At 72.0% G+C, this 17,688-nt stretch carries 24 protein-coding genes; 10 read left to right on the top strand and 14 right to left on the bottom strand.

Features of this window, described 5'->3' with window-relative positions; genetic code table 11:
* Window positions 1–4 precede the first annotated feature (4 nt).
* A complete protein-coding gene (locus tag AC3IPY_RS04625) occupies window positions 5–946 on the bottom strand; it encodes a cytochrome b/b6 domain-containing protein (RefSeq protein WP_489187009.1) in 942 nt (313 codons plus the stop codon).
* Between the two features lie 188 nt (window positions 947–1,134).
* Window positions 1,135–1,716 carry a TetR/AcrR family transcriptional regulator gene (locus tag AC3IPY_RS04620; RefSeq protein ID WP_489187007.1) on the bottom strand — a complete coding sequence of 194 codons (582 nt, stop codon included), beginning with the start codon at window positions 1,714–1,716 and terminating at the stop codon, window positions 1,135–1,137.
* 113 nt (window positions 1,717–1,829) lie between these two features.
* On the opposite strand from AC3IPY_RS04620, the gene AC3IPY_RS04615 reads away from it, so the two are divergent.
* Window positions 1,830–2,675 carry an alpha/beta hydrolase gene (locus tag AC3IPY_RS04615; RefSeq protein ID WP_489187005.1) on the top strand — a complete coding sequence of 282 codons (846 nt, stop codon included), beginning with the start codon at window positions 1,830–1,832 and terminating at the stop codon, window positions 2,673–2,675.
* Window positions 2,676–2,749: 74 nt separating this feature from the next.
* Here the strand turns inward: AC3IPY_RS04615 and AC3IPY_RS04610 are convergent, their stop codons facing one another.
* From AC3IPY_RS04610 to AC3IPY_RS04585, 6 genes are all read right to left on the bottom strand, one after another.
* The gene (locus AC3IPY_RS04610; RefSeq protein WP_489187004.1) at window positions 2,750–3,172 is read right to left on the bottom strand and encodes a DUF1801 domain-containing protein; all 423 of its coding nucleotides are present in this window, start codon (window positions 3,170–3,172) and stop codon (window positions 2,750–2,752) included.
* A gap of 20 nt (window positions 3,173–3,192) precedes the next feature.
* Complete coding sequence (locus AC3IPY_RS04605) at window positions 3,193–3,747, bottom strand: hypothetical protein (RefSeq protein WP_489187003.1); 555 nt, start codon at window positions 3,745–3,747, stop codon at window positions 3,193–3,195.
* Window positions 3,748–3,831: 84 nt separating this feature from the next.
* On the bottom strand, window positions 3,832–4,443 hold the full coding sequence (locus AC3IPY_RS04600; RefSeq protein WP_489187001.1) for a histidine phosphatase family protein: 612 nt from the start codon (window positions 4,441–4,443) through the stop codon (window positions 3,832–3,834).
* Between the two features lie 89 nt (window positions 4,444–4,532).
* Complete coding sequence (locus tag AC3IPY_RS04595) at window positions 4,533–4,976, bottom strand: VOC family protein (protein WP_489187000.1); 444 nt, start codon at window positions 4,974–4,976, stop codon at window positions 4,533–4,535.
* 319 nt (window positions 4,977–5,295) lie between these two features.
* Window positions 5,296–5,682, bottom strand: coding sequence for a VOC family protein (locus AC3IPY_RS04590; RefSeq protein ID WP_489186998.1), 387 nt, complete (start codon window positions 5,680–5,682; stop codon window positions 5,296–5,298).
* Between the two features lie 344 nt (window positions 5,683–6,026).
* Window positions 6,027–7,565, bottom strand: coding sequence for an ATP-dependent DNA ligase (locus AC3IPY_RS04585; RefSeq protein WP_489186996.1), 1,539 nt, complete (start codon window positions 7,563–7,565; stop codon window positions 6,027–6,029).
* A 140-nt stretch (window positions 7,566–7,705) separates the two neighbouring features.
* On the opposite strand from AC3IPY_RS04585, the gene AC3IPY_RS04580 reads away from it, so the two are divergent.
* The gene (locus AC3IPY_RS04580) at window positions 7,706–8,173 is read left to right on the top strand and encodes a heme-degrading domain-containing protein (protein WP_489186994.1); all 468 of its coding nucleotides are present in this window, start codon (window positions 7,706–7,708) and stop codon (window positions 8,171–8,173) included.
* A gap of 111 nt (window positions 8,174–8,284) precedes the next feature.
* On the opposite strand, the gene AC3IPY_RS04575 is transcribed toward AC3IPY_RS04580, so the two are convergent.
* Complete coding sequence (locus AC3IPY_RS04575) at window positions 8,285–8,719, bottom strand: TA system VapC family ribonuclease toxin (RefSeq protein WP_489186993.1); 435 nt, start codon at window positions 8,717–8,719, stop codon at window positions 8,285–8,287.
* Window positions 8,716–8,964: a hypothetical protein gene (locus AC3IPY_RS04570; protein WP_489186991.1), complete on the bottom strand. Its 249-nt coding sequence runs from the start codon at window positions 8,962–8,964 to the stop codon at window positions 8,716–8,718. The genes AC3IPY_RS04575 and AC3IPY_RS04570 overlap by 4 nt, the downstream gene beginning before the upstream one ends.
* Before the next feature lie 119 nt (window positions 8,965–9,083).
* Here AC3IPY_RS04570 and AC3IPY_RS04565 point away from each other — a divergent pair, with 119 nt between their 5' ends.
* Both AC3IPY_RS04565 and AC3IPY_RS04560 read left to right on the top strand, forming a co-directional pair.
* Window positions 9,084–9,692: a dihydrofolate reductase family protein gene (locus AC3IPY_RS04565; protein WP_489186989.1), complete on the top strand. Its 609-nt coding sequence runs from the start codon at window positions 9,084–9,086 to the stop codon at window positions 9,690–9,692.
* A gap of 39 nt (window positions 9,693–9,731) precedes the next feature.
* The gene (locus AC3IPY_RS04560; protein WP_489186988.1) at window positions 9,732–10,214 is read left to right on the top strand and encodes a GNAT family N-acetyltransferase; all 483 of its coding nucleotides are present in this window, start codon (window positions 9,732–9,734) and stop codon (window positions 10,212–10,214) included.
* Here AC3IPY_RS04560 and AC3IPY_RS04555 read toward each other — a convergent pair.
* On the bottom strand, window positions 10,152–10,940 hold the full coding sequence (locus AC3IPY_RS04555) for an SDR family oxidoreductase (RefSeq protein WP_489186986.1): 789 nt from the start codon (window positions 10,938–10,940) through the stop codon (window positions 10,152–10,154). The genes AC3IPY_RS04560 and AC3IPY_RS04555 overlap by 63 nt on opposite strands.
* 25 nt (window positions 10,941–10,965) lie before the next feature.
* Complete coding sequence (locus tag AC3IPY_RS04550; protein ID WP_489186984.1) at window positions 10,966–11,673, bottom strand: NUDIX hydrolase; 708 nt, start codon at window positions 11,671–11,673, stop codon at window positions 10,966–10,968.
* 124 nt (window positions 11,674–11,797) lie between these two features.
* On the opposite strand from AC3IPY_RS04550, the gene AC3IPY_RS04545 reads away from it, so the two are divergent.
* Complete coding sequence (locus AC3IPY_RS04545) at window positions 11,798–12,529, top strand: endonuclease/exonuclease/phosphatase family protein (protein ID WP_489186982.1); 732 nt, start codon at window positions 11,798–11,800, stop codon at window positions 12,527–12,529.
* A gap of 234 nt (window positions 12,530–12,763) precedes the next feature.
* Here the strand turns inward: AC3IPY_RS04545 and AC3IPY_RS04540 are convergent, their stop codons facing one another.
* Window positions 12,764–13,579, bottom strand: a complete 816-nt coding sequence (locus AC3IPY_RS04540; RefSeq protein WP_489186980.1) for a siderophore-interacting protein — start codon at window positions 13,577–13,579, stop codon at window positions 12,764–12,766.
* A 123-nt stretch (window positions 13,580–13,702) separates the two neighbouring features.
* Here AC3IPY_RS04540 and AC3IPY_RS04535 point away from each other — a divergent pair, with 123 nt between their 5' ends.
* Window positions 13,703–14,071 carry an iron chaperone gene (locus AC3IPY_RS04535; protein WP_489186978.1) on the top strand — a complete coding sequence of 123 codons (369 nt, stop codon included), beginning with the start codon at window positions 13,703–13,705 and terminating at the stop codon, window positions 14,069–14,071.
* A gap of 21 nt (window positions 14,072–14,092) precedes the next feature.
* The gene (locus AC3IPY_RS04530) at window positions 14,093–14,458 is read left to right on the top strand and encodes a hypothetical protein (protein WP_489186976.1); all 366 of its coding nucleotides are present in this window, start codon (window positions 14,093–14,095) and stop codon (window positions 14,456–14,458) included.
* Between the two features lie 97 nt (window positions 14,459–14,555).
* Here AC3IPY_RS04530 and AC3IPY_RS04525 read toward each other — a convergent pair whose 3' ends face one another.
* Window positions 14,556–14,933 (bottom strand): PLDc N-terminal domain-containing protein, encoded by a 378-nt coding sequence (locus AC3IPY_RS04525; protein ID WP_489186974.1) that lies wholly within the window; start codon window positions 14,931–14,933, stop codon window positions 14,556–14,558.
* Between the two features lie 157 nt (window positions 14,934–15,090).
* On the opposite strand from AC3IPY_RS04525, the gene AC3IPY_RS04520 reads away from it, so the two are divergent.
* From AC3IPY_RS04520 to AC3IPY_RS04510, 3 genes are read left to right on the top strand one after another with little or no spacing between them, the layout of a single operon-like run.
* Window positions 15,091–15,801 carry a DUF2306 domain-containing protein gene (locus AC3IPY_RS04520; RefSeq protein ID WP_489186973.1) on the top strand — a complete coding sequence of 237 codons (711 nt, stop codon included), beginning with the start codon at window positions 15,091–15,093 and terminating at the stop codon, window positions 15,799–15,801.
* Window positions 15,798–17,009, top strand: a complete 1,212-nt coding sequence (locus tag AC3IPY_RS04515) for a sensor histidine kinase (RefSeq protein WP_489186971.1) — start codon at window positions 15,798–15,800, stop codon at window positions 17,007–17,009. The genes AC3IPY_RS04520 and AC3IPY_RS04515 overlap by 4 nt, the downstream gene beginning before the upstream one ends.
* Window positions 17,006–17,653, top strand: a complete 648-nt coding sequence (locus AC3IPY_RS04510; RefSeq protein WP_489186969.1) for a response regulator — start codon at window positions 17,006–17,008, stop codon at window positions 17,651–17,653. Before AC3IPY_RS04515 ends, AC3IPY_RS04510 begins: the two co-directional genes overlap by 4 nt.
* Window positions 17,654–17,688: the final 35 nt, after the last annotated feature.

The following is a 17,688-nucleotide window of genomic DNA, read 5'->3' as shown; positions in this document are numbered from 1 at the left end:
CGGCTCAGCCCCTGACCGTGCCGCCCTTGGCCGCGATGCGCTTCAGCAGCGGCGGCTTCGCGAGCACCCAGGCGACCGCGATGACGACGACGGATGCCGCGAACACGACGAACCCGATCCAGTCGTCGGCGTCGCGCGAGGCGTACATCTGGTTGAGCTTGCGGAGTGCCCCGGTGGTGAACACGAGCACGACGTGCACGAACGTGAACACGATGAAGAAGAGCATCACCGGGTAGTGCACGGCGCGTGCGAGGCGCTCGGGCACGGCGCGCGCGAGGCGCCCCGCGGGCGGCCAGACCGACGAGAGCCGCAGGCCGGTGAGGATCGCGAGGGGCGCCGCGACGAACACCACGGCGAAGTAGGCGAGCTGCTGCAGCGCGTTGTAGACGACCCACGAGTTCTCGGTCGGCCACTCGAGCGAGGCGTACTGCAGCGCGGCCGAGATCGCGTTCGGCACGACCGACCAGTCGGTGGGCACGATGCGCAGCCACTGGCCGGTCGCGAAGAGCAGCACGAGGTAGAGCACGCCGTTCAGCACCCAGAACGCGTCGAGCCAGAGGTGCAGCCAGAGGAAGATGCCGAGGCGGCGCGGCGCGCGCTTGGTGCGCGGCCAGCGCGTGTTGTCACGGGTGAAGAAGCCGGGCGGGCGCTTCTTGGAGCGCAACTGGTACCCGGTGCGCACGATGAGCACGAGGAAGAACACGTTGAGGAAGTGCTGCCAGCCGAGCCAGGCCGGGATGCCGACGGGGGTGCCCTCGGGCGGGGGCACGATGCCCGGATACGTCGTGATGAAGTCTTCACCGGCGGGGCTCTGCCGCAGCCAGCGGGCCACGAGCACGATCACGACCACCGCCACGACGGAGACGAGGGTCGTCCAGCCGACGAGCCGGCGACGCGCCTTCACCCACTCGACGGCGCGCGAGGTCTTCGAGGCGGTCTCGGTCATCGCGCGGTGGAGTCCTTCCGGAGGGCAGACACGATCGGCCTCTGCGGCCGGTCGTTGCGGGGGCGATCACGTACGGGTCGCGGCAGGGCGACGACGACGGATGCCTCGACGATAGCGCCGCGACCTGAGCGGTGCGAGTCGGGCGCGCAACACATCGCCACAGCGCCGGCCCCGCGGCATCCGCTCGCTCAGGCCGGCAGCCCCGCCGCCTGCCGCGCCGCGCCGACGAACGCGGGGCGCACGCGCTCCCAGCCGTCGAGGTAGCCGCCGACCATCGCGGCGTCGCGCAGCAGCACGAGCTGGCCCGCCGCGAGCGCGGGGTCGGGGTTTCCGGCGGCGGTGAGCAGCGACTCGAGCGTGCCGCGGAACCAGTCCCGGTGCTCCCCCACGGCGACGCGCACGCCGCTGGCGGCCTCGGGGTACTCGGCGGCCGCGTTGATGAACGGGCAGCCCCGCGTGTGCAGGCGCGCCACGTCGTCGGCCAGTGCCTCGATCACGAGCTCGAGCAACTGTTCGGGGTCGTCGGTCACCTCGCCCGCGCGCTCGAACGCGCCGCGGATGGTGGCGTCCTCGACGCCGAGATACGCCTCGACGAGGTCCTCCTTGCCCGGGAAGTGGCGGTAGAAGGTGGCGCGGGTGACGCCGGCCTCGCCGATGATGCGGTCGACGCCGACGGCGTGGATGCCCTCGCGATAGAAGAGGTCGGATGCCGCGGCGACGAGCTTCTCGCGCGCCACGGAGGTGCCTGCTGAGGTGGTTCGAGTGGCCATACACAACATGATAGAACGATCTTTCTCTTTTTGCTTGACAAAACGAGAACGGGTGGTCTACCTTGAGGTCAACAGCAAAACAAGACCGATCGTTCTACTTAGGAGCAGGCATCATGACCACCACCGACAAGACCCCGATCGTCCTCATCCACGGCCTCTGGATGACCCCGAAGAGCTGGAACACGTGGGCCGAGTACTTCGAGGCCCGCGGCCACCAGGTGATCCGCCCGGGGTGGCCCGGCATCGACGACCGCGAGGTCGCCGACATCCGCTCGAATCCCGAAGCCCTCAAGGGCGTCGGCCTGAAGCAGATCGCCGACCACTACGAGCGCATCATCCGCGCCCTCCCCCAGAAGCCGATCATCATGGGCCACTCGTTCGGCGGCCTGCTCACCCAGATGCTCGCCGATCGCGGCCTCGGGGTCGCCTACGTCGGCGTGACGCCCGGCCAGCCAGCCGGCATCACGACGCTGCCGCTCTCGACGCTCTGGACCGGCACGCCGATCCTCTCCAACCCGTTCGCGAAGAACGGCGCGAAGCCCATCTCGAAGTCGCACTTCCACTTCACGTTCGGCAACGACCTCTCGCGGGCCGAGTCCGACGCGATCTGGCAGGACTTCGCGGTGAACTCCTACAACCGGGTCTTCTTCGAGGGCGTCGCGGGCGCCTTCAACGAGAAGGGCGGCGTCAGCCACGTCGACTACGCCCGCGCCGACCGCGCCCCGCTGCTGGTCATCACCGGCGGCATCGACCACGTCGTGCCGCCGGCCATCGGCAAGGCCATCGTGAAGAAGTACCACGCCACCGGCAGCCCGTCGGTCGTCGAGTACCGGGAATTCGCCGGCCGCACGCACCGCATCGTCAGCCAGGACGGCTGGCAGGAGGTCGCCGAGTACGCCCTCACCTGGGCTCTCGAGCACGCGGTGGGCGCAGACACCGACGCCCCCGCCGACGCGTGAGCGGATGCCGCGACCGTCGCATCTCGCATCGCATGACGCCCGCACCGGCCGAGCCGGGGCGGGCGTCGGCTCGTTCAGCCGAGCTGTGACCTCGTCTCGGCGAGGGAACGCTCGAGCAGCTCGCGCAGCACATCGCGATCCACCCCGTCCAATCGCGTGAGGTGGAGGCAGACCTTGCTCGCGCGGTGCTTGCCGAGTGCGGCCAGGAGATCGGGCCAGCGCGTCGCGAAATCGTCGGCGAGGTAGATCGTGTGATTCCTGGGGCCCGGCGCGAAGGCGAGCAGCGGTTCCCGGCCGCCGCGGCCGCTCTCGTAGCGGTACTCGACCTCGCCGAACCCGACGATGCGGCCGGCCCACACGACGGGCGGCTCGCCGGTGATCCCGCCGAGCAGTTCGACCAGTTCGCCGACCTCGGCCCGGCGCGGACCGGTGGCGCGGTCGAGCACGACCTCGACCGGCAGGTCGGATGGGGACATCGCGGGCTGACTGGTGGTCACGGCGACTCCTTCGTTGCGATTCACTCAGTGTCGCCGTGCGCCTCCGGACCGCGCAGCCCGACCCGGTCGGGCACCGACATCGGCACGCGCGGCAACCAGGCGTTCACCTCGGGCCAGGCACGGCCGGTGGGCAGCCGGCGCAGCAACGCCGCCAGCGAGGCATCCGCCGACGGCCAGGGAATGACGCGCGTCGGCGACTCCGCGGCCAGCACGCCGAGCCACCAGTGCTTCCAGGTGACCGGCAGGTCTTCGGGGTGCAGCACGACGTAGTAGTCGGGCACGTTCATCTCGCGGCGGCCCGCGGCATCGAGCGCGCGTTCGATCTCGAGTTCGAGCACGCCGAACGTGGACTGGTCGTCGAAGAACTCCACCCACGCCGCCGCCACGTGGCCGAGCGGGTCGTGGTCGTGCACGACGTACGGGGCGTTCGATCCGGCCGACCAGCGCACGACCTCGTCGTCGGAGGCATCCGCGAGGCTGGCCGCCTGCACGTTCGGGAAGCGCTCGAGCGAGCGGATGGCCTGCGACGCCTCGTCGCCGACCACGACCAGAGTCGTGCTGACCGGTGGCTCCATTTTCGGAGTCTACGTCGGCGTCGCGGCCGGGCCACCGTCGGCGCGCGATCCGACTCCGAACCGAAACACGGCCCCGGCCGAGAACTACGCGGCGCGCTCGTCTCCGGCCGCGCGCGCCTCGATGCCGACGGCGACCTCGGCGAACTCGATGCCGGCGACGGTGTGCACCCGCCACGCGGCATCCTCGAACCGCACATGCGAGCTCGACAGGTTGTCGAGTCGCGGGTAGTGCCGGGGGTCGTGGCCCGAGATGCCCGAGAGCGTGTAGCGGATGAGGCTGCCGTGCGCGATCGCGAGCATCGGCGCTCCGCCGTGGTCGGCCGCGATGCGCTCGAGCCCGCGGAGGCCGCGCAGGGCCACCTCGGTCTCGGGCTCCTTGCCCGGGATGTCACGATCGGGCCAGCGCTTGGCGATCTCGGCAACGTGCACGCCCTCGGCCTGGCCGTACTCCTGCTCGAGCAGCTCGTCGTACGTGCCGCCGAGCGGCAGCGCGAGCGCGTCGGCGAGGATCTCGGCCGTCTCGCGGGCGCGCCCGAGCGGCGAGCTCACGACGCCCTGCCACAACCCGCCCGAGAAGGCGGATGCCGCGGCGCGGGCCTGCGCCCGCCCCACATCGTTCAGCGGAATGTCGGTGCGCCCCTGCAGGCGTCCGGCGGCGTTCCAGTCGGTCTGACCGTGGCGGATGAGGGCGAGCATGACCTTCAGCCTAGGCAGATGCGGCTGGGAAGGCGCTCACCGCACGCCGGTCACGCGCGCATCACCCGCCCATCGCGACCACCGTGCCGTCACCCGCCCATCGCGACCGTGCCGTCGGAGAGCACGGGCGAGAGCACGCCGAAGAGGTTGCCGTCGGGGTCGAGGAGGTACCCGCCCCGGCCGATGCCCTGCATGTCTTCGAGCGGCGAGGACACCGTGCCGCCGAGTTCGAGCCCCCTGGCGAAGATCGCCTCGACGTCGTCGACGCCGACCACGAAGTTCGCGCCGTTGACGGGTGCGCCGGCCTCTGGCCTCGGCCCCTGGCGCTGGGTCAGCCCGCCGTTGATGCCGAGTCCGGCCTCGGCCTCGGCGTTGCCGATCGCCCCCTCACCGGTGTCGATCATCCAGTAGGGCGCATCGCCGAACTGCGTGAACCGCCAGCCGAACAGCTCGGAGTAGTAGTCGACGAGCTGCTGCGGCTCGGATGCGTGGATCTCGAAGTGGACGACGAGGTTGGCCATGATCTCCCCCATGATTCGACGATGGCGACGATTCGACGGCGCCGGCGGTTGCGCGAGCGGATGTCGCGGCCGGGCCGCGGCTCGCGGGCGCCGGCGCCCGACGCGGCACACGTTACCCGCTGCCTCCGACGGCCACCACCGGTCTGCGGCCTGCACGGTCGCGGCGTCGCGGTCGCGGCGTCGCGAATTCAGGACGCGTGGGCGCCACGCCGTGCACACGCCCCTTTCGCCACGGCGTGTCGGCGCGGCATCCTGAATTCGACACGTGACCGGCCCCGCAGCATCCGCCGGACGTCCGGCATCGCCGGGTACCAGTCGGCATCGCCACGCGTCAGTCGAGCTCCTCGAAGAGGGTCAGCTGCACGGCGGCTGGCCCGCGCAGTCGCGAGTTCATCGACCGCCAGGGCGTCTCGCGCGGCTCGGCGATGAGCTCGGCGCCGGCCTCGACGAGGCGGGCCGTCACCGTGACGGCGTCGTCGACCTCGAGCGCGACGCGCAGGTGATCGCTCGGCCGCCCCTCTGCCTCGACGCGGTCGATGTAGCGCACCTGCGCCGGGTTCGAGAGCTCGAGGGTCGCCCGCCCGGCATCGAGGATCACGACCTCGGCCCCGTCGTCGCCGCTGTACGCCTCTTGCGTCGGCATGCCGAGCACGTCGCGGTAGAACGCGAGCGCCGCCTCGAAGTCTTCAGCCTCGACGACGAGCCGCAGCTGTCGCACGCGGCCCGCCGCCTCGTTCGGTTCCGTCGGTTGCGTCGACTCCGTCGAGTCCGTCGGTTCCGTCGGTTCCGCCGGTTCCGTCGGTTGCGTCGGTTGCGTCTGTCCCACCTGCCCACCCATGCGTCTTCCTCTCGATCGCGTGTGCTCCTGCTCCGCCCAACGCGCCGTTCGCACCGTTCCTTCCCGACGGCGGTGTCGCGAATTCAGGATGTGCGTCCGACACGCCGCGCGCGGGACGGCTCGCCACGGCGTGTCGGTCGCCCTTCCTGAACTGGACACGCGCGCACGCGCGTCCCGCGCCCCGCGCCCGGCGCCGACACGCGCACACGCAATGCGCGTGCCTGCTACTCGCGCAGCAGCCCGCGCAGCGTCTGGATCGTGTCGGCCTCGGCGGCCGGCTTGTCGTCGCGGTAACGCTTGACGCGCGCGAAGCGCAGCGCGATGCCGCCGGGGTATCGGCTGGAGCGTTGCACGCCGTCGATGGCGATCTCGACGACGGTGATCGGCTCGACGAACACCGTGTGCGCGGTGCTGCGCGTCTCGATCTGCGGGAAGCGTTCGGTCTGCCACCGCAGCAGCTCGTCGGTGAGCCCCTTGAACGTCTTGCCGACCATGACGTACTCGCCCGGCGGCCCGAACTCGCCGACGGCGTCGAGCGCTCCGAGGTGCAGGTTCGACAGCAGCCCGGTGCGCCGCCCGGAACCCCATTCACAGGCGAGCACCACGAGGTCGTAGGTGTGCACGGGCTTGACCTTGATCCAGCTCGCGCCGCGGCGCCCGGCCGCGTAGGGCGCGTCGACCGCCTTGACCACGACGCCCTCTTGGCCTGCGGCGAGCGCCTCACGCGAGACGCGCTCGGCGACCTCGGCGTCGGCGGTGATCTCGCCCGGGATGCGATGCGCGCCCGCGATGCGCTCGAGTTCGCCGATGCGGGCCCGCAGCGGTTCGTCGAGCAGGTCGCGCCCGTCGACGTGCAGCACGTCGAAGAACCACGGATGCAGCAGCGTCTCGCGCGCGAGATCGGCACCGAACCTCGACATCGTCTCTTGGAACGGGCGCGGCGCGCCGTCTTCGTCGAGCGCGAGGGTCTCGCCGTCGAGGATCACGTCGCGCACGGGCATGCCGCGCACGATCTCGACGACCTCTGGCAGCCGGTGCGTGACATCGGCGAGGGTGCGGGTGAAGATGCGCACGTCGTCGCCGCTGCGGTGCACCTGGATGCGCGCACCGTCGAGCTTGTACTCGACGGAGGCCTCGCCGGTGGTCTCGAGGGCGGCCGAGGGGCTCGCCGCGGTCGCGGCCAGCATGGGCTGCACGGGCCGGCCGACGACGAGCCCCACGGCGTCGAGCTCGTCGGCCGTGCCGGTGAGGGCGAGCCGCGCCGTCGCGCCGAGGTCGCCCTGCAGCATGGCCGCGCGCCGCACGCTCGCGACCGGACGATCGGCGGCCTTCGCGATCGCGTCGGTGAGCACGCCCTCGAGCGCGCCCGTGCGCATCTCGCCGAGCAGCGCGCGGGCGATGAACTGCTGCTCACGGGCGGTGGCCGAGGCGATGAGGTCGTGCAGCTCTCGGCCGCGATCGAGGTTCGAGCCGGCGCCGGATGCCGCGGCGAGACGCTCGAGCACGGCATCGAGCTCTGAGACCGTGAGCGACGCGGCATCCGCCGGCTCGGCCGTGGCCAGCACGGACTGCATGCCGCGCCACCCGACGCCGAGGCGACCCTGTCGCGGCTTGCCCACGAGCAGGCCGATCGCGGGCTCGATCTCGTCGGGAGCCGTCTGCGCCAGCCGCGCGAGCAGGTCGGCGAGCGCCTCGACCTTCGCCAGCCGCGAGCGGGTCGCGGTGACGGCGTCGGTGGTGGTGACGAGGTCGTCGAGCAGCACGGGGCCAGTCTCGCACCGACGACCGACACGCGGGCCGAAGGTCTCGATACGCTCGCTGCGCTCGCACTCGACCGGCCGGCGGGTTCGCCGGTCGGCCGCGGGCCGGACTACTCTGGGCGAACCGCACCTGAGGAGTCTTGATGTCGGAACTTCCCGTCTTCACCGTCGCCGATCTCGAGGCGCAGCCCCAGCTCGACCTGCCGTCGTTCGTCAACGACGACGCCGTCGACCTCGGCGTCACGGCGATCGAGGTCATCCGCAAGCGGCACCTGAACCTCGCCGTTCGAGTCGTGCTCCGCGGCGACGAGGTGTTCCTCGCGAAGCTGCGCGACACCGGTCCGGGCAACGACGAGTGGCTCGCAGGCAAGGCCGCGGTCGTCGAGCGCTTCGGCGAGCCGTCGCTGCTCGTGCGCCGCCGGCACGAAGAGGCGGGCACGCCCTTCCGCGAACGCGACGACGTCGACCACGACGCCCTTCGCGCGTACGGCGGTTCGCTGCCGATCCGCGTCGACGGCGAGCTCGTGGGCACGATCACGGTCTCGGGCGAGCCCGACGTGATCGACCACGAGGTGGCCAGTGAAGCCGTGCGGCGGTTCCTGACGCGCTGACGCCGGCTCGCGGCATCCGCTCGCGTCAGGCGTGCGAGCTCAGCCTGCGAGCTCAGGTCGGCCAGCTCAGCCCGGCCCGGCCCAGGCAGGCCGGCCCAGTCAGGCCAACGCTCAGACGGGCACGACCTCGACATGCGCACGATCGGGCTCGGCGAGTGCCGCGGCGAGCTTCGCATCGAATGTCGCGAGCACGAGGCCGGCACCGGCGGCGAGGTTCACGAGATGGAAGTCGGTGGCTTGGCGGTGCCCGACCAGCGCCGACATCTCGATGCGCGGATCGGCGAATGACGCTTCGTCGCCGACGAAGCGCTGACCCGGTTGTTCACGCAGCCGCCTCAGCAGTTGGATCGCGTCGGCCGGCGAGAACGCCGCACCCGTGACCGCGGGGTTGGCGACGAGCCGCAGGAGACCCGCCTCGGTCATGGGCGTCGTCGCCCACGAGTGCACGCCGGCGAACCATCGGTGCGCGGCCACATGGTGCTCGTGCGCGGGCGCCACGAGCGCGAGCAGCACGTTCACGTCGAGCAGTCGGGTCGGCTCGCTCATGCGTCGTCGCGCAGTTCGGCCACCAGGTCATCGGTGATCACGTGGTCGACCGGCCCGAGGGGCAGCACCGGAAACCCCTTCGGCGCCGCCGGAGACGCCGCGCCCGAGGCATCCGCAGTCAGGCCGGCAGACAGCCCGCGCAACGCGAGATCGGAGACCGCCGTGCCGATCGAGCCGCCGTTCTGCGCCACCAGCGCCTTGGCCGCGCGAACCACGCGGTCGTCGAGATCGAGCGTGGTCCTCATGATCTGATGCTACCGCATCACCGCATCGCCGCATCACGCCGGGTCGCGAACGGTCCTAAGCTGTTCGCGCCGGATTGCGATGGAGCACACGCGAGCGAGGACACGCGAGGGAGCACACCATGGGAACCATCTCGGTCGACCTGTTCGTCACGCTCGACGGGGTCTACCAGGGGCCCGGCGGCCCCGACGAAGACGAGTCGGGCGGCTTCGCGTTCGGCGGCTGGCAGGGCGCCTATCTCGACGACGAGAACGGCGCCGTGATCGGCGAGGGCATCGAGCACATGGACGCGCTGCTGCTCGGCCGTCGCACGTACGACATCTTCGCCGGGTTCTGGCCGCACCGCGGCGAGGAGGAGATCGCCGTGAAGTTCAACGCGATGCCGAAGTTCGTGGTGTCGCGCACACTCGCCGAGCCCGAGTGGGCCGGAACGACGGCGCTGTCGGATGTCGCGGAGGTCGCCGCCCTCACGCAGCGATTCGACGACATCCACGTGATCGGCAGCGGTGACCTGGCGCGCTCGCTCATCGAGGCGGGCCTCGTCGACCGGCTGAACCTGTACGTGTACCCGATCGCCCTCGGATCGGGCAAGCGGCTGTTCGGCGGCGAGTTCGGCGTTCCGACCGCGTTCCGGCTGGCCGAGCCGCCCCGCGTGTTCGACACCGGCGCGATGCTGCTCGTCTACGAGCCCGTCGGCCCGGCGGTCACGGGCTTCGACATGTCGAAGTAGCGCTGCGGATGCCTCGGGCCGATGCCCGATGATGGGGTGATGCAGCACGGATACCGCCTCTCCACCGACCCGGCCGAGCTCGATCGCGAGCGCGTGCACCGCTGGCTGTCGACCGACGCCTACTGGGCGCTCGGCCGGCCGCGGGAGCGGCAGGACGCCGCGATCGACGCCTCGCGCAACTACGGCGTCTTCGACGAGGCATCCGGCGATCAGGTCGCGTACGCGCGGGTCGTGACCGACGGCGTGAGCTTCGCGTGGCTCTGCGACGTCTACGTCGACCCGGCCGTGCGCGGGAACGGCGTCGGCGTCGGCCTCATCGAGGGCGTCGTCGCCGACCTCGAACCGTTCGGGCTCCGCCGCATCATGCTCGCGACGGCCGACGCGCACGGCCTGTACGCGAAGTTCGGCTTCGAGCCGCTCGCCGAGCCGGCCCGCTGGATGGTCAGGCTCGCGCCGACGTCAGGGGCGGGCGGCATCGCCGGCGGCAGCAGCAGTGGCGGCAGCACCGTCGGGGCTTCGTAGCCAGGTCTCGAACGTCTGCGTGCCGAGCACCGCGTCGGAGCCCGGCAGCGTCTCGCCGTGACGCATGGCGGCGAACTGCGGGCCGGGCACGGTCACCGGCACGACGGGGCCACGAAGCCCGCGAGCCTGCGCGAGCCGGCGCACCATGTCGCCGATGTCCTCCCGCTGCGGTCCGGCGAAGTCCGCGCTGCGCCCGGCCGGGCCCCGCTCGGCGAGCGCGACGAGCCGCTCCCCCACCTCTCGCGCGGCGACCGGCTGCGACGGGAACCTCGGCGCGAGGTGCACGCCCGCGAACGAGAACGCCCGCAGCATCTGGTCGGCGAACTCGTGGAACTGCGAGGCCCGCATGATCGTGAACGGAACCGCACCCGCCTCGACGGCCCGCTCCTGGGCTACCTTGCCGGCGTAGTAGCCGTACGATCCGCGATCGACGCCCACGATCGAGAGCACGACGTGGTGCCCGACCCCGGCCGCCTGCTCGGCGTCGAGCAGCGTCTTCGTCACGAACGTGAAGAACGCGGTCGACGCACCGGCCGACATCGAGTTCGTGTTCGCGGTGTCGATCACCGCGTCGACCCCCTCGAGCGCCGCCCGCACACCGGTGCCGCCGATCAGGTCGACGCCGTTCGAGCGGGTCAGCACTACCACCTCGTGCCCTCGTTCGCGAGCGGATGCCACGACCCGGCGTCCGACGGTGCCGGTTCCTCCGGCGACGGCGACTCTCATGCGGTTCGTCCTCTCGTTCAGGCGCTCATTGCGCCAGGTCGTCGCGCTCGACGATGCGGTCCTCGTTCCACGGCACGCTCCAGCCGAGCTCGTCGAACATGCGCGCGAGCACGAGGGCCGTGAAGCCCCAGACGACGCGTCCGCCGACGGTGAACGCCGCACCGCGGTACACGGTGCCGCCGAACGTCATCTCGGTGCTGCCCCGGTTGGCGGGGTCGAGCAGGTCGGCGACGGGCACGCGGAACACCTCGACGGATTCGTCGTGGTCGACGGCCGCGACCTCGGACGGCCTCGTCCACCACGCGGGAACCGGCGTCACGAGGTGGTTGCTCACGGGTACCGGCAGGGGTGCGAGCGTGCCGAGCGGCTCGACGTCGTCGGGATCGACCCCGGTCTCCTCAGCAGCTTCGCGGAGCGCCCCGGCGATCGGGCCGTCGTCGGACTCCTCGATGCGCCCGCCGGGGAACGCGATCTGGCCCGGATGGCTGCCGAGCGTCGACGCCCGGCGCAGGAGCAGCACGTCGAGGTCCCGGGCGACCACGGCCGTCGGCGCCCCGTCGCCGCCGCCGCCTCCGGCCCGCGCGGGCAGGTCGTCGAGCACCCCGAAGAGCACGAGCACCGCGGCCGGGCGTCTCGCCGCGGCATCCGTCGCCCATCTCGGCAGGTCGGTGAGCCAGGTGATGCCTCGCTCGCAGAGGGCGATCAGCTCGGCACGGGCGTCTGCAGTGCTCATGACCGGGTTCCGACCTCGCGACGCAGCATGTCTGCCATCCTGCCACTTCGACCAGCCCGTGAACCCACGGTGAAACGCGAGGCAACCCCAGCCGAAACCCACGCCGGAGGCTTACGCTGGAGCAATGCTGGTGATCAGCTACAACCTCCGCAAGCATCGCGCGATCTCCGAACTCGCGGCGCTCGATGAGCGCTACTCGCCCGACGTCGTCTGCCTGCAGGAATGCGACACGCTCGACCTCGCCGAGCAGGTGGGCCGCCTGCGCTTCGCCCACTCGACCATCGGCAGCCGACTCGGGCTCGCGATCTACTACCGGGCCGACCGCATCGAGATCCGCGGGTTGCGCACGGTCGCGCTGAAGAAGTCGATGCACGACCGCGTGCTGCGGCCCGCGCACGAGCGCCTGCTCGGCGCCCGCCTCTACGACCGGCAGCACGACCGCGAGGCCATCGTCGCCTCGTTCCACGCTGCGCCGCTCACCGCGCTGAACTCGCTTCGCCGGCACCAGATCAACGCCGCGCTCGGCGAGCTGCAGCTGCTCGGGCCGAACCTGCCGACGCTCATGGTCGGCGACTACAACTATCCGATCTTCAAGGACAACCTGGCCGAGAAGGTGCGCGAGGCGGGCTACGACCTGACCCTCAGCGACAGCCGCACGTACACGCGCTACAAGTTCTTCCGCGGGCACTTCGACCTCGCGACCTCGGCCGGGTTCGACATCCGCAAGGTCGAGACGCTGCCGCGCGGGTCGAGCGACCACCTGCCGATCATGGTCGACGCGGTCTACTCCGACTCCGCGGCCGCGCACGCGGCGGCCCGCGACGAGCCCGTCGACGGCACGCCGATCGTCGCCTGAGCTTCGCGATCCGGCCGCGGTGCCTCGATGCCGATGCCGGTGCCGGTGCCGACCGCGGTGCCTCGATGGGTCGGCCACGGTGCCCGGACGTCGCGGAGCCGTCGGTGTGTGCGGGGCATGGCACGTGCGAATACGGTGCCGAAGTGCCGAAGTACCGCGCGTTCCAGGAGCGACCCCACCGCGCCCGCCGGTCGCGTCCTCCGGGCGCCCGACCCGCCGACCCGCCGGCCCGCCTCAGTGCCCGCGCTTGGCGGCCTTCCAGTACCCGCAGAAGACGACGTTCGCCTTCGGCACGCCGCGCTCGTTGACGAGGTGCCGGCGGGCGCCGGTCGCGAGCGCCGACTCCCCGGCGGCGAACGCCGCGACCGTGCCCGACGGGAACTCGAGGCCCATCACGAACTCGAGCGCCCGCACGCCGGCGGGCTCGTCGTGGTCGCGCACGATCCAGTGCACGGTGACGCCGTGCGGCTCGCCGCAGTCCTGCCGGTCCGCGGCATCCGGGACCTCGATGATCGCGTGGCCCCTGGCGTCGCGCGGCAGGTCGCGCAGGATCCCGGCGACCGCCGGCAGCGCACTCTCGTCGCCGATGAGCAGACTCCAGTCGGCGTCGATCGCCTTGTAGCCGCAGCCCTGGTCGATGAGCCCGACGGATGCCCCGACGGGGAGCGACTCGGCCCACGGCCCGGCGACGCCCTCGCTGCCGTGCACGACGAAGTCGATGTCGAGCTCGGCCGTGGTGCCGGCCGAGGCGGCACGGAACTCGCGGACCGTGTAGTTGCGGATCACGGGCCTCGTCGCCTTCGGCAGCACGAGGTACTTGAGATAGCCGCCCATGTCGTACTTGTCGGACAGGTTGTCGAAGCGGGTGTGGTCCGAGGTCGGCACCGCGAGTCGGAACCACTGGTCGAATCCGATATGCCGCCAGTCGGCGAGTTCGGGCCCGCTCAGCGTGATGCGCACGAAATGCGGCGAGATGCGCTCGGCGCGCACGACCTCCGCGGTGACGACGCCGGTGTCGGCATGGGTGATCTCGAGGTTGCTGATGGCCACGGGTGCTCCTGGGGATGAAGGTAAGGCTCACCTTACCTGATTGGGATCAGGGTGGGAACCATTCGGCGACGGCCTCGCAACGGGCGGATGCCGCGGCCCCGCCTCTCGGCTAACCTGTGCGCCATGACCGACAAGCCCACCACCGTCGACGAGTACCTCGCCGCCTTCGAAGGCGAGTCCGCCGCTCGCCTCGCGGCCGTGCGCGCCGCGATCCACGAGGTGCTGCCGGGCGCGGAGGAGAAGCTCCGCTACGGCATCCCGGCCGTCGCGATCCGGGGTCGCTACTGGATCCACTTCGCCGGCTGGAAGCAGCACATCGGCCTGTACCCGGTCGCTCGCGGCGACGAGGAGCTCGAGGCGCGCATCGCGCCCTGGCGCGCGGCCAAGGACACGGTGAACCTCCCGTACTCCAAGCCGCTGCCGCTCGACCTCGTGCGCGACATCACGCGGCACGCCCTCGAACTGCACGGCGGCGACGACCACCTCGTCTGAGAGGTCTGGCAGACTCTCGGGATGACCAGCCCCGAACAGGTTCCCACTTCCGCCACCGCCGCCGCACCGGCATCCGCCCGCCCGTTCCCGCTCGGCCTCGTGTCCTTCATCGCCGGGGCGGCGGCGATCCTGCTGCAGTTCGCCATGCAGTTCGTCTTCGTGCTGCTCGTGAGCTCGGTGGGCTACCTGGCGGTCGCGCCCGTGCAGATGGTGGCGTCCGTGATCGCCTTCGTGCTCGGCGCGGGCGCGCTCGTCGCCGGAATCATCGTGCTGCTGAGGCGCGGCGCGCCCAAGGCGCTCGCCGCAGCGGGCACGACGCTCGGTGCCGTCGTGGTGCTCGGCATCGTGGTGAGCCTGATCCAGGGCCTGCTGCTGAACCTGGTCTGACCGGCCGGGCTGCACGCCGGCCACCACGAGAGACGGCGGATGCCGCGACCGCGCGTGCTGCCGCGGCATCCGCGTTGCTCGTGTCGGTGCGGCCGGGTCAGCCGCCCGCTTCGCCCTCGACCTCGCGCTTGCGGCGCTCGAGTTCGGCGCGACGCCGGTAGTACTCGATCTCGCGATCGAGCTCGGCCAGTTGCTCTTCGGTGGAGCGGGCATCGGCGCGTGGCGCACGCGGGGCCGGCGTGCTGCGTCGGGTGCGGTCGGCGCGGATCGCCTCGAGCGCGGGGTTCGGCGCGCCGCTGCCGTACTCGCGCCCGAGCGTGAACCACAGCAGCGTTCCGATGAGCGGCAGCAGGATGACGAGCAGGAGCCAGCCGAACTTCGGCAGGTGCCTCACCTGCGATTCGTCTCGCATGATGATGTCGACGAGGGCGGCGATCATCGCGGCGAGCACGATGAGCGGGAGGACTGCGACCATGGCCGCCAGCCTAGAGGGAGCGCGTTCTCGGCTGCAGCCCTTCACGGCGAGCCGGTTCGCGTTCACCGCCCGGGTCGCACTCCCTCGGCCGATCGGCCGATCCGATCCGAGCCGGACGGCGGATGTCGCGGGGCCGGCGCCGAGCCAGCATCGAGGCATGACCGCAACGGACCGACTCGCGCAGCCCGCCGCCCGCCGCACCCACCGGAGCCGCCGCCGACGCCGCGAGTGGCTCGCACCCGCCGGCCTCATCGCGCTCACGCTCGTGCCGATGGCGGCGGGCGCGTCGCGCCTGACCCAGCTCGGCACGGGCGCGACCGTGACCGCCGAGAACGCCCGGTTCTTCGACTCCCCCGTGCCGGTGATCGCGCATATCGTCGGGTCGAGCCTGTTCCTCCTGCTCGGCGCGCTGCAGTTCGCGCCGTCGTTGCGGCGGCGGCGCTGGCACCGCTGGTCGGGCAGGATCGTCGCGCCGGCCGGACTCGTCGCCGCGGCATCCGGACTGTGGATGGCGGTCGCCTACGACCTGCCGGCGAACAGCGGCGTGGCGCTCATGCTCATCCGCATCGTGCTCGGCGTCGGGATGGCGGCGGCCATCGTCGTCGCCTACCTCGCGATCCGGCGCGGAGGCGGCACCCCGCAGAGCGTCACGACGCACAGCGCGTGGATGACGCGCGCCTACGCGATCGGACTCGGCGCCGGCACCCAGGTGCTCACGATCATGCCGTGGGCCCTGCTCGTCGGCGAACCCGCGGAGCTCGAGTACACGCTGCTCATGGCGCTCGGCTGGGCGATCAACCTCGCGATCGCCGAGGTCGTCATCCGCCGCCGCGCCCGTCGCACCCGCGCCCCTATCATGAGGGCATGACGAGCCCCGTGCGGTCGCTGTGGAACGCACCGGCCGCGGTGCCGCCGCCTCCGCGCCGGGTGTGGCGCGACTGGGCGCTCGTCGGCGTGCTCGCGCCGCTCGCCCTCGTCGAGGCATCCCTTCGACCGGATGTCCCGTGGCGCTGGCTCTGGGCGGTCGTGCTCGTCGCCCTCGTGCCGACGCTGCTCTGGCGGCGAACGCGGCCGTTCACGATGCTGGCCGTCGCGTTCACCGTCGGCACGGTCGTCGGCCTCGCCCTCGGCGACGACCCGCAACTGTTCACGACGGCGTACTTGCTGCTGCTCGTCTACGCCGTGCTGCGCTGGGGATCCGGCCGCGCGATGCTCGGCGGCCTCGCCCTCGTGACCGCGGGCACGCTGCTGTCGCTGGTGTGGCAGTCGTCGACCGTCGGCGACGTGATCGGCGGCATCGCGGTGGTCGTCACCGTCTGCTCGCTCGGCCTCGCGTTCCGCTGGCGGGCCGGCGCGCGGGCGCGCGAGCTCGAGCGGCTGCGACTCGTCGAGCGCGAGCGGTTCGCGCGCGACCTGCACGACACGGTCGCCCATCACGTGTCGGCCATCGCGATCCAGGCGCAGGCGGGCTCCGCGGTCATCGAGCGGAATCCGGATGCCGCAGCCGACGTGCTGCGCGTCATCGAGGTCGAGGCGTCCCGAACGCTCGACGAGATGCGGTCCATGGTGCGCGTGCTCCGGCGGGACGACGACGCCGTGGAGCTCGGCCCGACCCCCGCGGCATCCGACCTGAAGCGGCTCGCGACGCCGACGGGCATCGCCGGTGGCGCCGCCGGCCCGGTCGTCGCGGTCGACGTCGCCGGCGACCTCCGCTCGCTGCCGCCGGCGGTCGGCGCGACCGTCTTCCGCATCGCGCAGGAGGCCGTGACCAATGCGCGTCGGCACGCGCGCGACGCGACCCGAGTCGACGTGCGCGTCGAGGTCGACGACTCGGGCGTGCGACTCGAGGTGCACGATGACGGCCGGGGCGCGGCATCCGCTCGCCCTGGTTCCGGGCCCGGGGCTGCGCCCGGTGCTGCACCCGCGCACACGGCCGGCTACGGCATCAGGGGCATGATCGAGCGGGCGACGCTCCTCGGCGGCACCTGTTCGGCGGGGCCATCGGGTGCGGACGGCGCCGGCTGGACCGTGACGGCCGTGCTCCCGCGCACCGACCGGCTCGGAGGGTCCCGATGAGCGAACCCGTGCGCGTGCTCATCGCCGACGACCAGGAACTCGTGCGAGCGGGGCTGCGGATGATCCTCGACGCGCAGCCCGGCATCGAGGTGATCGGCGAGGCGCGCGACGGCGTCGAGGCGGTCGCGATGGCGCGGTCGCTGCGGCCGGACGTGTGCCTCTTCGACATCCGGATGCCGCGGGCCGACGGCCTCGCCGCCACCCGTGAGCTCGCGGGGCCCGGCGTCGCCGACCCGCTGCCCGTGGTCGTGATCACCACGTTCGACCTCGACGAGTACGTCTACGAGGCGTTGCGGTCGGGCGCGAGGGGCTTCCTGCTGAAGAACGCCGGGCCCGCGCTGCTGCGCGAGGCGGTGCATGCGGCCGCGCGCGGCGATGCGCTCATCGACCCGAACGTGACCGTGCGACTCATCGAGGCGTTCGCGGGGTCGACTCCTGCGCGCGGGGCGCAGCCGTCGACCCCGCTCACGGACCGTGAGGAGGACGTGGTCGCCGCCGTCGCCCGCGGCCTCGGCAACGCCGAGATCGGCCGCGAACTGCACATCTCGCTCAGCACCGTGAAGACGCATATCGCGAGCGCCATGGCGAAGGTCGGCGCCCGCAATCGCGTCGAGCTGGCGATCTGGGCGATCGAGCGACGCTGACCGCCCGCACCGGGCCCGCGCGCCTCGCGCCGGGG

The organism is Agromyces sp. GL_144 (genome assembly GCF_057834305.1).
Note: the sequence above shows the minus strand (reverse complement) of the source record. Positions and strands in the feature narration are given on the sequence as shown.

What these genes read in the sequence shown, in the direction of transcription:
- AC3IPY_RS04535 (WP_489186978.1), top strand. Translation starts at nt 13,703, where the DNA reads ATGACCGACAAGCCCACCACCGTCGACGAGTACCTCGCCGCCTTCGAA.
- AC3IPY_RS04530 (WP_489186976.1), top strand. Translation starts at nt 14,093, where the DNA reads ATGACCAGCCCCGAACAGGTTCCCACTTCCGCCACCGCCGCCGCACCG.
- AC3IPY_RS04605 (WP_489187003.1), bottom strand. Translation starts at nt 3,747, where the DNA reads ATGGAGCCACCGGTCAGCACGACTCTGGTCGTGGTCGGCGACGAGGCG.
- AC3IPY_RS04580 (WP_489186994.1), top strand. Translation starts at nt 7,706, where the DNA reads ATGTCGGAACTTCCCGTCTTCACCGTCGCCGATCTCGAGGCGCAGCCC.
- AC3IPY_RS04565 (WP_489186989.1), top strand. Translation starts at nt 9,084, where the DNA reads ATGGGAACCATCTCGGTCGACCTGTTCGTCACGCTCGACGGGGTCTAC.
- AC3IPY_RS04570 (WP_489186991.1), bottom strand. Translation starts at nt 8,964, where the DNA reads ATGAGGACCACGCTCGATCTCGACGACCGCGTGGTTCGCGCGGCCAAG.
- AC3IPY_RS04510 (WP_489186969.1), top strand. Translation starts at nt 17,006, where the DNA reads ATGAGCGAACCCGTGCGCGTGCTCATCGCCGACGACCAGGAACTCGTG.
- AC3IPY_RS04620 (WP_489187007.1), bottom strand. Translation starts at nt 1,716, where the DNA reads ATGGCCACTCGAACCACCTCAGCAGGCACCTCCGTGGCGCGCGAGAAG.
- AC3IPY_RS04550 (WP_489186984.1), bottom strand. Translation starts at nt 11,673, where the DNA reads ATGAGCACTGCAGACGCCCGTGCCGAGCTGATCGCCCTCTGCGAGCGA.
- AC3IPY_RS04555 (WP_489186986.1), bottom strand. Translation starts at nt 10,940, where the DNA reads ATGAGAGTCGCCGTCGCCGGAGGAACCGGCACCGTCGGACGCCGGGTC.
- AC3IPY_RS04625 (WP_489187009.1), bottom strand. Translation starts at nt 946, where the DNA reads ATGACCGAGACCGCCTCGAAGACCTCGCGCGCCGTCGAGTGGGTGAAG.
- AC3IPY_RS04520 (WP_489186973.1), top strand. Translation starts at nt 15,091, where the DNA reads ATGACCGCAACGGACCGACTCGCGCAGCCCGCCGCCCGCCGCACCCAC.
- AC3IPY_RS04525 (WP_489186974.1), bottom strand. Translation starts at nt 14,933, where the DNA reads ATGGTCGCAGTCCTCCCGCTCATCGTGCTCGCCGCGATGATCGCCGCC.
- AC3IPY_RS04615 (WP_489187005.1), top strand. Translation starts at nt 1,830, where the DNA reads ATGACCACCACCGACAAGACCCCGATCGTCCTCATCCACGGCCTCTGG.
- AC3IPY_RS04575 (WP_489186993.1), bottom strand. Translation starts at nt 8,719, where the DNA reads ATGAGCGAGCCGACCCGACTGCTCGACGTGAACGTGCTGCTCGCGCTC.
- AC3IPY_RS04560 (WP_489186988.1), top strand. Translation starts at nt 9,732, where the DNA reads ATGCAGCACGGATACCGCCTCTCCACCGACCCGGCCGAGCTCGATCGC.
- AC3IPY_RS04545 (WP_489186982.1), top strand. Translation starts at nt 11,798, where the DNA reads ATGCTGGTGATCAGCTACAACCTCCGCAAGCATCGCGCGATCTCCGAA.
- AC3IPY_RS04600 (WP_489187001.1), bottom strand. Translation starts at nt 4,443, where the DNA reads ATGCTCGCCCTCATCCGCCACGGTCAGACCGACTGGAACGCCGCCGGA.
- AC3IPY_RS04515 (WP_489186971.1), top strand. Translation starts at nt 15,798, where the DNA reads ATGACGAGCCCCGTGCGGTCGCTGTGGAACGCACCGGCCGCGGTGCCG.
- AC3IPY_RS04595 (WP_489187000.1), bottom strand. Translation starts at nt 4,976, where the DNA reads ATGGGGGAGATCATGGCCAACCTCGTCGTCCACTTCGAGATCCACGCA.